This window comes from Brevundimonas diminuta, assembly GCF_022654015.1.
Classification (GTDB): domain Bacteria; phylum Pseudomonadota; class Alphaproteobacteria; order Caulobacterales; family Caulobacteraceae; genus Brevundimonas; species Brevundimonas diminuta_C.
Window position 1 is genome coordinate 870,452 of the sequence record NZ_CP073063.1, and the last position, 15,960, is coordinate 886,411.

Genomic DNA, 15,960 nt, shown 5'->3' on the forward strand with positions numbered 1-15,960 from the left:
GATACTCAGTTCTTGTTCTTCAGGCGGTCCAGGGCGAGGCGATAGCCCTGATGCGGCATGTCTTTCAGATAGCGGGCGACGCGGACGACGGTGGTGGGGCTGGCATGGGCCTCTGCGGCGATCTCGCGATAGGATTTGCCGCCGGCGTCGAGCAGGCGCGCGACCTGCCAGCGCTCGGAGAAGGCGCGCAGTTCCGCAGGCGTGCAAAGATCGGCCAGAAAGGCGTCGATCTCGGCGCGCGTCTGCATCGACAGCAGGGCGTCATGCAGGTCGTCACGGGCGGGAGAGGTCGTCATGCGTGTTCCACTATGCTGTAACAATGGAACAGTCAAGGGGATGTCTAGTGGCGAGTGGCGAGTGGCGCGTGATGAGTGGCGATAAAATCTGGGCATCCGTCGCTTGCTCGCCACTCGCCACTCGTCACTCGCCACTCTAAATGCGTCCCATGACCAAGGTTCTCATCATCGGCGCCGGGCACGCGGGCGGCTCCGTCGCGGCCTTCCTGCGGCAGTATGGGCATGAAGGCCCCATCGTGCTGGCGGGCGAGGAGGATGCGCCTCCGTATCAGCGGCCGCCCTTGTCCAAGGCCTGGCTGAAGGGGGAGGCGGATCTGGAGGCGCTGCTGCTGCGGCCTCTGAGTTTCTACGCCGAGCAGAATATCGACTTCCGACCCTCGACGGTCGCCGTGGCGGTGGAGCCTGCCGCGAAGACGGTCGTCTTTGAGGACGGGTCGTCGGAGACCTACGACATCCTTGTGCTGGCGACCGGATCGACGGCGCGCAAACTGCCGGTCCCGGGCGGGAACCATCCCGATCTGCTGGAACTGCGCACGATGAAGGACGCCGAGCGACTGAAGGCGGTCCTCGGGCCCGGCAAGCGTCTGGCGGTGGTCGGCGGCGGCTATGTGGGGCTGGAGGCGGCGGCGTCGGCGCGCGCCCTGGGCGCCGAGGCGGTGGTGATCGAGCGCGCGCCGCGCGTGCTGGCGCGGGTGGCGTCCGAGACCCTGTCGGCCTTCTTCACGGCGCAGCACCGTACGCACGGCGTCGAAATCCTGACCGACGCTGAGGTAGTCGCTGTGGCCCGCGACGGCGTGACCCTGGCCGACGGATCGGTGGTGCGGGCGGATGCGGTGCTGGTGGGTGTCGGCGCCCTGGCGTGCGACGCCCTGGCGCGGTCGGCCGGCCTGACCTGCGACGACGGCGTGGTGGTGGACGCTGAGGCACGCACCAGCGACCCGGCGATCTTCGCCATCGGCGACATGACGCGACGACCCATTCCGGTCCACGGCGGCGTGCATCATCGGCTGGAAAGCGTGCCCAACGCCCTCGAGCAGGCCAAACAGGCGGCCGCCGCCATCGTCGGGCGGGCCGGACCCACGCCCGAAGTGCCGTGGTTCTGGTCGGACCAGTATGACGTCAAGCTTCAGATCGCCGGCCTGCCGTTCGACGCCGATCGCCAGGTGGTGCGCGGCGACCCGACGGCGTCTGGCTTTGCGGTCTTCCATCTGAACGGCGACCGCATCGTCTGCGTCGAGGCCGTCAACGCCCCGCCCGAGTTCATGGCCGGCAAGTCGTTGATCGCCAAGGCGACGCCCGTGGACGTGGACAAGCTGGCTGATCCGGCGGTGTCGATGAAGGCGGTGGCCGTCGGATAAGGCGTCGCCGCAGTGCAACAAAACTGTTGCGCTTTACGTTCGTGACCGTTCAAGCTGCGACTTCAACGCGGCGGGGGCGGATGACGAGAGCTTTCGACGAAATGAACGGCGGCGGATCGGGTGCGATCCGCGACAGCTACAAGACGCTGGCGGCGTGGCTGGAAAACGCACCGGCCGATCTGCTGCAGGCGCGCTCGCGCCAGGCGGAGCTTTTTTTCCGCCGCATGGGCGTGACCTTCGCCGTCTATGGCGACGAGGAATCCAACGAGCGGCTGATCCCCTTTGACGTCGTGCCGCGCATCATCGGCGCGGACGAGTGGGGCGGTCTGGAAAAGGGGCTGAAGCAGCGGGTCACTGCCATCAACGCCTTTCTGAAAGACATCTATGGCCCGCAGGACTGCATCAAGGCGGGCATCGTTCCGGCCGATCTGATCCTGACCAATCCGCACTATCGGCCGGAGATGCAGGGGCGCCGTCCACCGGGCGACGTCTGGTGCCATATCTCGGGCGTGGATCTGGTGCGCACGGGCGAGGACGGCTTCTACGTTCTCGAAGACAACTGCCGCACGCCGTCGGGCGTCTCCTATATGCTGGAGAACCGCGAGATGATGATGCGGCTCTTCCCCGACCTGTTCGCGGAGCACGCCGTGCGGCCCGTCGAAATCTACACCGACATGCTGCTGCGCTCGCTGCAGGCTTCGGCGCCGGCAGGGGCGGGGGCGGACCCGACGATCGTCGTGCTGACGCCCGGCCCCTTCAATTCGGCCTACTATGAGCACAGCTTCCTGGCCGACAAGCTGGGTGTCGAGCTGGTCCAGGGCACGGACCTGTTCGTCAACGACGACACCGTCTTCATGCGCACGACCGAGGGGCCCAAGCGCGTCGACGTCATCTATCGCCGCATCGATGACGACTTCCTCGATCCCCTGACCTTCATGCCCAACTCCACCATCGGGGTGCCGGGGCTGATGTCGGCCTATTTCGCCGGGCGCGTAACCCTGGCCAATGCGGTCGGGACGGGCGTGGCCGACGACAAGGCCGTCTATACCTACATGCCCGAGATCATCCGCTTCTTCACGGGTGAGGATGCGATCCTGCAGAACGTGCCGACCTGGCGCTGTCGCGAGCCGGACGCTCTGAAGGAAGTGCTGGATAAGCTGCCGGAACTGGTGGTCAAGGAAGTCGGCGGATCGGGCGGTTACGGCATGCTGGTCGGGCCGACCTCGACCAAGGCCGAGATCGAGGATTTCCGCGCCAAGCTGATTGCCGATCCCGACGACTTCATCGCCCAGCCGACTCTGAGCCTGTCGACCGCCCCGACGCTGAACGGCGGCGTCCTGTCGCCCCGCCACGTCGACCTCAGGCCCTTCGTCCTGTCCAGCCCGGCCGGCGTGCGCGTCGCGCCCGGCGGTTTGACGCGGGTGGCGTTGAAGGAAGGGTCGCTGGTAGTGAACTCCAGCCAGGGCGGCGGAACCAAGGACACCTGGGTGCTGGACAACTGATGCTTTCACGCACCGCAGACAGCCTCTACTGGACCGGCCGCTACATGGAGCGGGCGGACTTTCTCGCCCGCATTCTGGAGGCGGCGATCCGTCTCGCCGCCCTGCCGGCGAAAGATCAGGCCGCCGTCACCGCCTGGGCCGGGGCCATCGCCTCGTCGGGGGTCAAGGCCGGCTTCGACGCGACCGGCCGGACCGTGTCGGAAAAGTCCGTGCGGGAATATCTGGCCTTCGGCTTTGACAATCCGACCTCGATCAAGGCCTGCATCACCAAGGCGCGGACCAATGCGCGCTCGGTGCGCACCGCCCTGACCATCGAACTGTGGGAGGCGATCAACGGCGCCTGGAACGGCCTGAACGAGCTGGGCGAACCGACCAAGCGCGACGACTTCACCAACTTCCTCGACTTCGTGAAATCGACGTCCCTGGCGGTGGAAGGCGCCTCGTCGCGGACCATGCTGCGCAACGACGCCTACTGGTTCCTGCGACTGGGCATGGCGATCGAGAGGGCCGACAACACTGCGCGTCTGCTGGACGTGAAGTATCACCTGCTTCTGCCGCCCGGCGAACGGGTCGGGGGGCAGCTGGACTATTTCCAGTGGACGACCCTGCTGCGCGAAGTTTCGGCCCTGACCGCCTATCGCTGGGTTTACCGCGAAAGCGTGCGGCCCTGGCTGGTGGCGGACCTGTTGGTGCTGAACCGCCAGATGCCGCGCTCGCTGGCCTCATGTCAGGGCATGATCGTCAGCTATCTGGAGAAACTGGCGACCGATTACGGCCGGCGCGGCCCGGCGCAACGGCTGGCCTCCAATCGCCTCAGCCAGTTCAACGAGGCCAAAATCGAGGACATCTTCCAGTCCGGCCTGCACGAATACATCCAGAGCTTCCTGAACGAGAACAACGCCCTGGCCGCGGCCGTCCACGAACAGTATCTGGTCTGACGATGCGGATCCGGATCGATCACTCCACCCGCTATGCGTATGCCAGGCCCGCGCGGTTCATCGTCCAGATGCTGCGCCTGACGCCCAAGTCGTGCGAAAGCCAGCAGGTGCGCGACTGGCGCATCGAAACCGATGTGGACGCCCGGCTGCGGCGCAGCGAGGACGCCTTCGGCAACATCGTTCACAGCCTCTACACCGAGCGGCCGACCGACGCCCTGACCATCCGCGTCACCGGCGAGGTCTCGACCGTCGAGACGGGCGGCGTCGTGAAGGGCCAGGCCGAGCGGCTGTCCCCCTTGGTCTATCTGCGCGAAACCCCGATGACCAAGGCCGACGCCGGCATCGTCGACTTCGCCCGCTCAATCCCCGAGGGGCCGACGCTTAATCGGATGCACCGGTTGATGAGCGCCCTGAAGGATACGGTGGCGTTCGAGGTCGGCTCGACCTCCGCCTCCCACACCGCCGCCGACGCCTTCGCCCAGAAGCGCGGCGTCTGTCAGGACCATTCGCAGATCTTCATCTCGGCCGCGCGCCTGCTGGGCGTGCCGGCCCGCTATGTCTCGGGCCATCTCAGCCGTCAGGATGGACGCCACGATCAGGACGCCGCCCATGCCTGGGCCGAGGCCTGGGTCGAAAATCTGGGCTGGGTCGGGTTCGATCCGGCCAACGGCATCTGTCCGACCGAACACTATGTCCGGGTCGCGGTCGGCCTGGACGCGCGCGGCGCCACCCCGATCCGGGGCACGAGCTATGGCGGCGGCCAGGAGCAACTGACCGTCGCCCTGAATGTGCGGCCGGTGCAACAGAGCCAGCAACAACTGCAATCCAGTGGATGGCCCCGATAGGCATGACGCGCGAATCTGTTAGCGTCTGGGGATTCGCAACGCGGGGAGCGAATAGAGCGAAGTGACCTATTGCGTAGGCATGCTGGTGGACGACGGGTTGGCGATGATCGCCGACACGCGCACCAATGCGGGTGTGGACAACATCTCGTCCTATCGCAAACTGCACATCTACAAATCGCCGGGCGAGCGCATCCTGGCGGTCGCGACGGCGGGAAATCTGTCGGTCACCCAGACGGCGCTGGCCATGGTCGCAGCCGGGATCAAACTGCCGGACTCCACCGAGCTTGAGACGCTCCAGACCGCCCCGACCCTGTTCCGCGCCGCCCAGCTTCTGGGTCATGCGATGGCCAGCGTGCGCGCCAGCATCAATACCCCGCCGACGCCGACCGCCGATGGGCTGAACGTCACCGCCTCCATGCTGCTGGGCGGTCAGATCGCCGGCGGCAAAATGGGGCTGTATCTGATCTACGGGCAGGGCAACTTCATCGAGTGCGGGCCCGATACGCCCTATCTGCAGATCGGCGAGCTGAAATACGGCAAACCCATTCTGGATCGCGCCCTGCACAGCTCCACCTCCCTGTCCGAGGCGGTGAAGCTGGGGCTGATCTCGTTCGACTCGACCATCCGCTCGAACATCGCCGTCGGCCCGCCGCTGGACCTGATCGTCATGCCGCGCGACCAGGTGACCGGCACGGCGCGGCGCATCGAGGCGGATGATCCCTATTTCCGCGATCTGGGTCGGCGTTGGTCCGAAGCTTTGGCCGCCGCCCACCGCGCCATGCCCGATCCGACCTGGCTGGATATCGACACGTCGGCGCCCCAGAGGAGCATCAGCGCCGTCGGCTAGTTAAGATTGCGATTTGTTCGCAATTGTCTTGTGCCTTCCTGTGGAGCTGGTTATTGCGAGCGCATCGCAAAATCAGACCAAAAGGTCGCAAGACTATGTCCGAATCCCGCGCCGCCGCGCTCCGCTCGCTTCTGTTCGCCTCCAGCGCCGCAGGCATGCTGGTCGTCGCCCCTGCCATCGCCGCTGACGTGACCGCCGAAGACGGCGTGGTCGTCACGGCCGACCAGTCCCAGCCCGCCAATCTGGGCACGATCGACGTCAACGGTCAGTTCAAGAAGCCGGCTCCCGTCAGCCCCGAATTCGTCGCGCCCCTGGTGGACACGCCGCGCACCGTGACGGTGATCCCCCAGGCCATCATCGAACAGACCTCGGCCTCGTCCTTGCAGGACCTGCTGTCCAATTCCCCCGGCATCACGTTCGGGGCAGGCGAGGGCGGTCAGCCCCTGGCCGATCGTCCCTTCATCCGGGGCCAGTCGTCGGGCAACAACATCTTCGTGGACGGCATTCGCGACACGGGCGGCCAGCAGCGGGAGGTCTTCAACCTCGAACAGGTCGAGGTCATCAAGGGGCCGGACGCTGTCTATTCGGGACGCGGTTCGGGCGGCGGCAGCATCAACCTGGCCTCCAAGTCGCCCAAGCTGAACGCCTTCACCAATGTCAGCGCGGGCGCGGGCACGGACGGCTATCTGCGCGGCACGGTCGATGCGAACCTGCCGCTGGGCGAGACCGCCGCCTTGCGCATCAATCTGATGGGCGCCCAGGGCGACGTGCCCGGCCGCGACGCCGTCGACTACGACAAATGGGGTGCGGCCATCAGCCTAGGCGCCGGCCTGGGCACGCCGTCGTCGATGGTCTTCAGCTACTATCACCTGACCAGCGACCAGATGCCCGACTACGGCATTCCGCTGTTCACCAAGATCCAGTCACGCACGACCGACAGCGGCGTTCTGGATGTGCCCTATGACAGCTTCTACGGGCTGAAGGCGCGCGACTACCTGACCAATGAGGTAGATGCGTTCACCTTCAAGGCCGAGCATCGCCTCAACGATTTCGCCACGATCCGCAACGTCAGCCGCTACTCGCAGACGCTGAACGACTACATCGTCACCAACCCCGGCGACGGCGGCTATGTCGGACGCGCGGCGGACGGGACCTACTGGATGAAGCGGGGCACCAAGACCCGCTGGAACCCGGTCACCACCCTGGCCAATGTGACGGATGTCTTCGGCCAATTCGCCACCGGTTCGATCAAGCACAGCTATGACGTCGGCGTGGAGCTGTCGCGCGAGCACAACAGGAACGCCTCCTATTCCACCTACACCACCTCGGGCTCGGCCTGTCCGACCGGTCTGACGACCGTCAGCGGGTCGTATCCGACCGCCGCCGGGTCGCTGGGCGCCGGCGACTGCACCCCGGTCTACAACCCCAATCCCGACGACGCCTGGACCGGCGTGATCAATCGCGGCCCGACCAGTTCGAACACGACCGAGGCCATCGGCGTCTATGCCAACGACAGCATCACCCTGACCGAGCGACTGATTCTGAACCTGGGCGTTCGCTGGGACCAGTATTCGGTCAAGGGCGTAAATGCGACCGCGACCCAGTCGGCCGGCGTCTGGACGACGACGGGCTATACGGCTGTGTCGGAACAAACCTGGGAGTTCACCAACTATCAGGTCGGCCTGGTGTTCAAGCCGACGCAGAACAGCAGCGTCTATGCGTCCTGGTCCACCTCCTCGACGCCGCCAACCATTTCAGCGGGCGACCAGAACGCCTCGGGCGGTACGGGCACGGTCGATGGCGTCGCCAACACCGTTCTGGATCCGGAAGATACCGAAAGCTTCGAGATCGGCGCCAAGGCCAACGTCTTGAACGACCGTCTCGCCCTGTCGGCGGCCGCCTTCCATCTGACGCGCAAGAACGCCCTGGTCCTGGTTCAGCCCAACATCTTCCGTCAGGAAGGCGAGGTCGAGGTCAACGGCTTCGAGCTGGGCGTGTCGGGCAGCATCACGCCGAAGTGGACCGTGTTCGGCGGCTACACCTACATGGACTCCGAACTGACCAAGGCGGCCGTTGTCGTGTCGGGCACGCCGCCGGTCGCCAGCGTCAATCCGCTGCAAGGTCTGCCGCTGGCCAATACGCCCAAGCACAGCGCCAGCCTGTTCACCACCTATCGCGTCCTGCCCCGGCTGACGGTCGGCGGCGGCGTCTACTACACGTCCAAATCTCTGGGCGGCAACCAGGGCGGCGCGGGCGGCGGGAATAACCGCATCTATGCGCCCGAATGGACCCGCGTGGACGCCTTCGCCGCCTATGATTTGACGGACCGCGCGACGCTTCAGTTGAACGTCAAGAACGCGACGGACGAGGAATACATCATGCGCACCAACGGCGTTCACCACGCCGATGTGGCCGCAGGTCGCCAGGCCATCCTGGCCCTGAACCTGCGCTTCTAAAGGCCGTTTCCCCGGCCTTAGTCTGACGGCCCCGCGATCCCCCGCGGGGCCGTTTCCTCTTTCAGCGAGAACGCCCGTGCTGCTGCAGATTCCGGAAGTCTTCTCCAAGGCCGAGGTCGCGGCGCTGCGTGCACGGCTGGACGCCGGGCCGTGGGCGGACGGCAACGCCACCTCGGGCCATCAATCGGCGACGGCGAAGAAGAACCTGCAACTGCCCGAGGATTCGGACGTGGCCAAAGAGGTCTCGGCCCTGGTCGTCCAGGCGCTGAACGCCAATCCGATGTTCGTGGCGGCGGCCCTGCCGCACACGATCTTTCCGCCCCTGTTCAACTGCTACGAGGGTGGGGGCGAGTTCGGCCTGCACGTCGACAACGCCATCCGTCAGGCGCGGGGCGGCGGGGCGATCCGCATTCGCAGCGATCTGTCGGCGACCCTGTTCCTGTCCGAACCCGAGGACTACGATGGCGGCGAACTGATCATCGAGGAGATGTATGGGTCGCAGGCGATCAAGCTGCCGGCTGGCGATCTGGTCCTCTATCCGTCCAAGAGCCTGCATCGGGTCACGCCAGTGACGCGCGGCGCGCGGGTCTCGTCCTTCATGTGGATGCAGAGCCTGGTTCGCGACGACGCGGATCGCGAGACCCTGTTCCGCCTGGACATCGCCACCCAGCGCGTGGCGTCCGAGAAGGGGCCGAAGGATCAGGCGGTGATCGAACTGACCGGCGTCTATCACAATCTGCTGCGGCGCTGGACCGAGGTCTGACGCCCAAGGGCCACGACGCCGCTAAATGCTATTGCAACCCGTTCGCAACAATGGCACAGCGAGCCCGTGACCGAACTCGCCACACAGCGTCAGGCCGAAACCGCAGCCAAGGGCCCCAAACCCAAGGCGGCGCTGAACGGCGCACGGTCGTTCTGGCTGAAACAGCTGCATAGCTGGCACTGGATTTCGGCGGCGGTCAGCCTCGTCGGCATGATCCTGTTCGCGGTCACCGGCATCACCCTGAACCATGCGGCCTCAATCCCCGGCGATCCGGTCACGGTCGAACAGACCGCGACCTTGCCGGCGCCCCTGTTGCAGCGGCTGGCGAGCTTCCCGCAGGAGACGACTGATCCTGTCCCCGACGCGGTCGCACGCTGGGCGTCCGACGCTCTAAAGGTCGAGATCGCCGGCAAGCCGACCGAGACGACGGCGGAAGAGGTCTATGTCGCCCTGGCCATGCCCGGCGGCGACGGCTGGGTCACCATCGACCGTTCGACCGGCGAGACGCTGCACGAGAAGACGACGCGCGGGTGGATCGCCTACCTCAACGACCTGCACAAGGGTCGCAACGCCGGCGTGGTCTGGTTCTGGTTCATCGACGTCTTCGCGGCGGCCTGCGTCATCTTCGCCGTCACGGGGCTGGGCCTGATGTTCCTGCACGCCAAGGGTCGGCCCTCGACTTGGCCGCTGGCGGCGTTGGGCCTGCTGATCCCCGTCGTTATCGCCCTGATCTTCATTCATTGACGAGTTTTTTGATGCGCCTTCTTCCCGTCGTCATCACCACCGTCGGCCTGGCCGCCGCCGCTGTGCCCGCCATGGCCGCCGACCTGACGGTGTCGGTCGAGATTCCGCGCCTGAACACCGCCTCCTATCACCGCCCCTATGTCGCGGTGTGGATCGAAAAGCCGGATCAGTCCGCCGAACGCACCCTGGCCGTATGGTATCAGCAGACCCGCAACAACGAGGGCGACGGCAAGGACTGGCTGAAGGATCTGCGCACCTGGTGGCGCAAGGGCGGCCGGGCCATGAGCCTGCCGGCCGACGGCGTATCCGGGGCCACGCGCGCGCCGGGCCGCCAGACCGTCAGCGTGCCCGCCGCCCGCCTGCGCAACCTTCAGCCCGGTCAGTACAACATCGTCGTCGAGGCGGCCCGTGAGTTGGGCGGGCGCGAGGTCGTGCGTGTGCCCTTCCGCTGGGGCGCGGCCAATACAAGCGCCGGAACCGGCTCCACCGAACTGGGCGCCGTGCGCGTCGCCGTCTCTCGCTGAGGATCATGACCATGAAGAAGACGATCGCCCTGCTCACGCTGGCTGCAGCACTGGCCGCCCCAATGGCCGCTCAGGCCCACCGCGCCTGGTTGGCGCCCACCGCCACGACCCTGTCGGGCACGGACGCCTGGGTCGGATTCGACGCCGGCATGTCGAACCAGGTGTTCAACCCCGACCACGCCGCCATGCGCCTGACCGGCCTGACCATCACCGCGCCGGACGGCTCGGCGGTCCAGCCCGAGAACGCCATGCAGGGCCGTTATCGCTCGACCTTCGACGCCCATCTGACCCAGAACGGCACCTACAAGATCGCCAACGTCATGAACGGCGTCATGGCCAGCTACACCCTGAACGGCGAACAGAAGCGCTGGCGCGGCGCGGCCTCGGACTACCCGGCGGGCCTGCCTGAGGGGGCGACCAATGTTCAGGCGACCCGTACCGCCAGCCGGATCGAGACCTTCGTCACCCTGAACAACCCCACCGACACCGTCTTCAAGACGACCGGCGAGGGGCTTGAGCTGGTTCCTGTCACCCACCCGAACGACCTGGTCGTGGGCGAACCCGCCACCTTCAAGCTGCTGAACAACGGCCAGCCGGCGGCGGACATCGACGTCACCGTGGCGCGTGGCGGCCTGCGTTACCGCGACAACCCCGAAGAATCGACGGTCAAGACCAACGCCGAGGGCGCCTTCACCATCACCTGGCCGGAAGCCGGCATGTACTGGCTGAACGCCTCGGTCCGCACCGAAGGCCAGGGCGAAACGCTGGGTTCCAACGCCAGCTATGTGGCGGCGATGGAAATCCTGCCCTAAGCGAAGGGCCATGTCCGACATTCCCCCCTCGCGCGGTTCACGCGCCGCCCCGCCCACGGTCAACATCGGCGACGCCGCCCCTCTGGGCGACCGCGCCGACAACCGCGTCCTCGTGCCCGCGATCGAAGGCGCGCCGCCTCGTCCGCCCAGCGACCTGATCCGCTCGCTGGGCGGCCAGACCATGGGCACGACCTGGAGCGCGCGCGTCATCGCCCCGCCAGGCGTAGGCGAGGCCGAGATCCAGGTGGCGATCGAAGAGGAACTCGCGGCCGTCGTCGGTCTGTTCAGCCCGTGGGAGCCGTCCAGCGAAATCAGCCGCTTCAACACGGCGCCGGCCGGCGTCTGGGCGGTGTCCCAGCCGTTCTGGGATCTGCTGGATGCGGCGATGACACTGGGCGACGAGACCAACGGCGCCGTCGATCCGACCCTTGGCGCCTTGGTCGATCTGTGGGGGTTCGGCCCGCCCGGACCGCGCTCGGCTCTGCTGCCCGTCCCATCCGAAGACGAGATTGCGGCGGCTGCGGCCGTGTCGGGCTGGCAGAAGCTGCGGCTGAACGGCGAGGCGCGCGCGGTCATGCAGATGGGCGGGATGAAGCTGGACTTCTCCGGCATCGCCAAGGGTCATGCGGTGGACCGCGTGTCCGACCGCCTGATGGCCATGGGCGCGACCTCGCACCTGATCGAGATCGGCGGCGAGTTGAAGGGGCGCGGCGTCAAGCCGGACGCCCAGCCGTGGTGGGTCGAGATCGAGCGGGTCGAGGGCTCGCCCGCGCCCCACACCGTGGCGGCGTTGTTCGATCTGGCCGTGGCGACCAGCGGCGACTATCGCCGCGCGTTCCGCCATGAGGGGCGCCTGTATCCCCACACCATTGACGGATCGACCGGGCGGCCGGTCAGCAATAATCTGAGTTCGGTAACCGTCCTGCACCCCTCGGCCATGATGGCCGACGCCTACGCCACGGCCCTGACCGTCATGGGGCCGTTCGACGGACCGGACTATGCCGAGGCCATCGGCCTGATGGCCCATTTCGTCGAGCGTACCCAGCGCGGTCCGGTCGAGCGGATGTCGCCGGCCTTCGCCGCCCTGATGGACGACGACGGAGATCGTCCGGGGTGACAGCCGATCCGCAGCGCTGGCTGTGGGCGGTCGGGGCCTTGGCGCTTTGGCTGGCCCTGATCGCCGTCATCGTCTGGCGTGCACGCAGGACCAGGGCGGTGGCCCGCGCGCGGTCTGATGCTCTGGCTGGCGCAGGCGAGGGACGGCCGCTGCTGATCGCCTTCGCCAGCCAGACGGGCTTCGCCGAGGAACTGGCGTGGATGACGGCGCGGTCTCTGGGCGATGGCGGCGTGGGCGCGCGGGTGCTGTCCTTCGCCGATCTGGATGTGCAGACCCTGAAGGCGGCGGACCGCGCATTGCTGATCGTCTCCACGACCGGCGAGGGCGATCCGCCCGACAGCGCCGCTCGGTTCGTGCGCAAGGTCATGGGCGAGGCGACGAATCTGTCGGAACTGCGTTTCGGTCTGCTGGCGCTGGGCGACCGCAGCTATGATCAGTTCTGCGGCTTCGGCCATGCGGTGGACGGCTGGCTGCGACGCGCGGGCGCCGAGCCCCTGTTCGACATGGTCGAGGTCGATAACGGCGAGGCCGGCGCCATCCGCCACTGGCAGCACCAACTGAACCAGATCACCGGCAGCGTGACGGCTCCGGACTGGACACCGCCTGCCTACGACCCCTGGCGGCTGGTCGAACGGACACTGGTCAACCCCGGCAGTCCGGGCGGAGAGGCCTGGCATCTGACGCTCGAGGCCGTGGGCGCGACGCCCGACTGGTCGGCCGGCGACATCGCCGAGGTCGGCCTGCCCAAGCGTGACGGCGTCACGCCGGGTTCGCGCGAATATTCCATCGCCTCCCTGCCGTCTGACGGCCGGGTCGAGTTTTTGGTCCGCCTGATGCGCCATCCCGACGGCACACCCGGCCTTGCCTCAGGCTGGCTGACGCAGGATCTGGCGCTGGGCGATCAGATCGGAATGCGCCTGCGCACTAACCGCAGCTTCCACGGCCCGGCGGACGAGACGCCGATGATCCTGATCGGCAACGGCACGGGCATCGCGGGTTTGCGCGCACATTTAAAGGCGCGCACCGACGTGGGCGGGGCCTGGCTGCTGTTCGGAGAACGCACCCAGGCGCACGACGCCTTCTTCGATGCGGAGTTGCAGGCCTGGCTGGCGTCGGGGGTGTTGCGGCGGCTGGACCGGAGCTTCTCGCGCGACGCGGGCGACGGCCGATATGTGCAGGATCTGGTCGGGGCGGCGGCCGACGAGCTTCGAGATTGGATCGCGCGCGGCGCGGCGATCTATGTCTGCGGCAGTTTGGAAGGCATGTCGCAAGGCGTCCATGCCGCGCTGGAAAGCGCGCTGGGCGTGGACGTTGTGCTGACCTTGCTGGAAAACGGGCGCTACCGCCGTGACGTGTACTGAACCCCGTCCTTGCCGATGGCGGCTATTGGCCTAGACGCCCCAAAAGTTCCGCCGCGAAGGTCGACAGGGTGTCGTCGCGCGCGCCCATGACGATGATCCGGTCGCCAGGCTTGGCGATCTCCACGATGCGGTCGCCGCAGTCGGCGCGCGTCGCCAGCGCCTCAGCCTGACGGCCGGCGGCGCGGACGCCAGAGGCGATGTCTTCCGATCCCACGCTGCGATCGGTGGTGCCGCCGTAATAGACCGGCTCGGGCATCAGCAGCACGTCGTCCTCCCGCATCAGGCCGGCGAAACCGTCGATGAACTCCGACTTCATCAGCTTCAGCGGGCCGAACCCATGCGGCTGGAAGAGGATCAGCAGCCGCCCGTCGAAGGCGTGCAGGGTCTTCAGCGTGGCCGCGATCTTGTCCGGGTTATGGGCGAAGTCGTCGATGACGATGATGTCGCGCGCCGTCCCAACGACCTCCATCCGGCGACGGATGCCGGCGAAGGTCTCCAGCGCCTTGACCGCCTCGGCCGTGGGCACGCCCAGCGCGCGGGTCGCGCCCAGGGCCGCCAGGGCGTTGGCGACATTGTGGGCGCCGGGGACGTTCAGCACCATGTCGTGTTCGCTCCAGCCCTCGATCAGCCGGAACCGCATGCCTGTCGGCAGGGGCTGAAGATCATGGGCGGACAGTTCGGCCTTCTCTTCGCCCAGGCCGAAGGTGATCGCTTTCCCAGCCGGCAAGGTCTGGGCCAGGGCCGCCGTCTCGGGGTTGTCCAGGTTCAATACGGCCGTCGTCGCCCGCGCGGTGAAGCCGCCGAACAGGTCGCGCAGCTCCTCCATCGACTTGTGGTCCAGCGAGATGTTGGACACCACCGCCACCGTCGGATCGTAGCGCGCGATGGAGCCGTCGCTTTCGTCCACCTCCGACACGAACAGGTCCGGCCCGCCGATCAGGGCGCTGGCGAACGGATGGTCGGCGTCGGCGAAGTTCTTCATCACCGCCCCATTCATGACGGTCGGCTCCCGGCCCGTCTGATGCAGGATCCAGGCGATCATGCCGGTGATGGTGGACTTGCCGCTGGTGCCCGCGACCCCGACCGAGGTCGGGGCGGCGTTGAAAAGTTCGCTGAGCAGTTCGGGCCGGGTCTTGATGGTTGCGCCCGCGCGCCTGGCCGCGCCGATATCGGGCACCGTCTCCTCGATGGCGCCGGTGGCGATGACGGTCTGATCCGCGCGGGTCACGCCCGATCCGTCCTGGGGGTGCAGGGTCACGCCATGGGCGCGCAGCCAGTCGAACTTCTCGGGCGTGCGGCCCTGGTCCAGCGCCCGGTCCGACCCTTCGATCACGGCGCCGTGCGCCTGGACGATCATGGCCAGGGGCAGCATGCCCGACCCGCCGATGCCGCAGAAGAAATAGGAGGCGTCTTGGTTCATGCCCCCTTAGAACAGGGGATCGGGCCGGTCCGCCAGTAGGGGATCGCAAAAACGACGAAGAAGACGGACGTGGACACCAACAGCTTCAAGATCGGCGTCGTCTGCGCCAGTTCGCGCTTTTCGAAAGAGCGCGCCGAGGTGGTCGAGGCCTGGATGGCGCACAACCATCCCGACCGCGATGTCGCCGTCGTCTTCCACCCTGCCTGTTTTCTGAAACACGGCCATTTCGCCGGCGATGACCGGGCGCGCGCCGACGCCTTCGTGGAGTTCGCCAACGATCCCCGCATCGACGCCATCTGGTTCGCACGCGGCGGATACGGCTCCTGTCGCATCGCCGATGCGGTGATCCCGCGCCTGGACGCCGTCGCCCGCAAGAAGCGCTACATGGGCTATTCCGACGCCGGCAGCCTGTTGGCCGGAATGTACAAGGCCGGGTTCAAGCATCTGGCGCACGGACCGATGGCCTCGGATTCGGTGCGCGACGACGCGACCGCGCGTGGCGCCCTGTCCTGGCTGACCACGGGATGCACCGACTGGATCGAGCCGTCGCTGGCGATTGATCCACGCCCGGCCGTCGCCTTCAACCTGACCATCCTGAACGAACTGACCGGCACGCCGCTGGAGCCCGATCTGTCCGATCACGTCCTGATGCTGGAGGAGGTGTCCGAGGCCGCCTACCGGATCGACAGAATGATGTTTCACTTGACCAGCCAGGCCAGCATCCGACGCGTGGCCGGGATTCGCCTGGGACGGGTCTCGGACGTCACGCCAAACGATCCCGATTTCGGTCAGACTCCGGAGGAAATCGTTCGATACTGGTGCTTGCGCTCGGGCATACCATTTCTGGGAAGCGCCGATATCGGGCATGACGCCGCCAACAAGGTCGTCCCCTTCGGTCGCCCGTAAGGCGAACGACGCGCGACGAAAAGGACACAGTCTCGCCTCTATTCGCTGGGGCAAGCTCGCCCGCCTCTCGA

Annotated in this window: 15 protein-coding genes; 13 read left to right on the top strand and 2 right to left on the bottom strand. The window is 66.9% G+C overall.

The genetic code is table 11. The annotated features are described in order from the left end of the window. Positions 1–5: 5 nt before the first annotated feature. Entirely contained in the window at positions 6–296 is a 291-nt protein-coding gene (locus KAK88_RS04220; RefSeq protein WP_039244205.1) for a YerC/YecD family TrpR-related protein, read from the bottom strand. A 149-nt stretch (positions 297–445) separates the two neighbouring features. Here KAK88_RS04220 and KAK88_RS04225 point away from each other — a divergent pair, with 149 nt between their 5' ends. The 12 genes from KAK88_RS04225 to KAK88_RS04280 all read left to right on the top strand — a co-directional run bounded on the left by KAK88_RS04225 (position 446) and on the right by KAK88_RS04280 (position 13,563). Beyond that, a complete protein-coding gene (locus tag KAK88_RS04225; protein ID WP_242077998.1) occupies positions 446–1,654 on the top strand; it encodes an NAD(P)/FAD-dependent oxidoreductase in 1,209 nt (402 codons plus the stop codon). 80 nt (positions 1,655–1,734) lie between these two features. Then, on the top strand, positions 1,735–3,156 hold the full coding sequence (locus tag KAK88_RS04230; protein WP_242077999.1) for a circularly permuted type 2 ATP-grasp protein: 1,422 nt from the start codon (positions 1,735–1,737) through the stop codon (positions 3,154–3,156). Further along, the gene (locus tag KAK88_RS04235) at positions 3,156–4,094 is read left to right on the top strand and encodes an alpha-E domain-containing protein (RefSeq protein WP_091748762.1); all 939 of its coding nucleotides are present in this window, start codon (positions 3,156–3,158) and stop codon (positions 4,092–4,094) included. Before KAK88_RS04230 ends, KAK88_RS04235 begins: the two co-directional genes overlap by 1 nt. A gap of 2 nt (positions 4,095–4,096) precedes the next feature. Next, a complete protein-coding gene (locus tag KAK88_RS04240) occupies positions 4,097–4,939 on the top strand; it encodes a transglutaminase family protein (RefSeq protein WP_242078000.1) in 843 nt (280 codons plus the stop codon). Positions 4,940–5,018: 79 nt separating this feature from the next. Further along, a complete protein-coding gene (locus KAK88_RS04245) occupies positions 5,019–5,786 on the top strand; it encodes a peptidase (RefSeq protein WP_242078001.1) in 768 nt (255 codons plus the stop codon). 95 nt (positions 5,787–5,881) lie between these two features. Next, the gene (locus KAK88_RS04250; RefSeq protein ID WP_242078002.1) at positions 5,882–8,242 is read left to right on the top strand and encodes a TonB-dependent receptor; all 2,361 of its coding nucleotides are present in this window, start codon (positions 5,882–5,884) and stop codon (positions 8,240–8,242) included. Between the two features lie 76 nt (positions 8,243–8,318). Beyond that, the gene (locus KAK88_RS04255; protein WP_242078003.1) at positions 8,319–9,005 is read left to right on the top strand and encodes a Fe2+-dependent dioxygenase; all 687 of its coding nucleotides are present in this window, start codon (positions 8,319–8,321) and stop codon (positions 9,003–9,005) included. A 66-nt stretch (positions 9,006–9,071) separates the two neighbouring features. Beyond that, positions 9,072–9,749, top strand: coding sequence for a PepSY-associated TM helix domain-containing protein (locus tag KAK88_RS04260; protein WP_431307204.1), 678 nt, complete (start codon positions 9,072–9,074; stop codon positions 9,747–9,749). Between the two features lie 11 nt (positions 9,750–9,760). After that, a complete protein-coding gene (locus KAK88_RS04265; protein WP_242078004.1) occupies positions 9,761–10,273 on the top strand; it encodes a DUF2271 domain-containing protein in 513 nt (170 codons plus the stop codon). Positions 10,274–10,284: 11 nt separating this feature from the next. Beyond that, positions 10,285–11,085 carry a DUF4198 domain-containing protein gene (locus tag KAK88_RS04270; protein WP_242078005.1) on the top strand — a complete coding sequence of 267 codons (801 nt, stop codon included), beginning with the start codon at positions 10,285–10,287 and terminating at the stop codon, positions 11,083–11,085. Positions 11,086–11,095: 10 nt separating this feature from the next. Continuing rightward, positions 11,096–12,202 carry an FAD:protein FMN transferase gene (locus KAK88_RS04275; RefSeq protein WP_242078006.1) on the top strand — a complete coding sequence of 369 codons (1,107 nt, stop codon included), beginning with the start codon at positions 11,096–11,098 and terminating at the stop codon, positions 12,200–12,202. Further along, positions 12,199–13,563 (top strand): sulfite reductase subunit alpha, encoded by a 1,365-nt coding sequence (locus KAK88_RS04280; protein WP_242078007.1) that lies wholly within the window; start codon positions 12,199–12,201, stop codon positions 13,561–13,563. Before KAK88_RS04275 ends, KAK88_RS04280 begins: the two co-directional genes overlap by 4 nt. Positions 13,564–13,585: 22 nt before the next feature. Here the strand turns inward: KAK88_RS04280 and KAK88_RS04285 are convergent, their stop codons facing one another. Next, positions 13,586–14,983, bottom strand: a complete 1,398-nt coding sequence (locus tag KAK88_RS04285) for a UDP-N-acetylmuramate--L-alanine ligase (RefSeq protein ID WP_242078008.1) — start codon at positions 14,981–14,983, stop codon at positions 13,586–13,588. Between the two features lie 69 nt (positions 14,984–15,052). Between KAK88_RS04285 and KAK88_RS04290 the strand changes: the two genes are divergently transcribed. Further along, the gene (locus KAK88_RS04290; protein WP_242078009.1) at positions 15,053–15,889 is read left to right on the top strand and encodes an LD-carboxypeptidase; all 837 of its coding nucleotides are present in this window, start codon (positions 15,053–15,055) and stop codon (positions 15,887–15,889) included. Positions 15,890–15,960 lie beyond the last annotated feature (71 nt).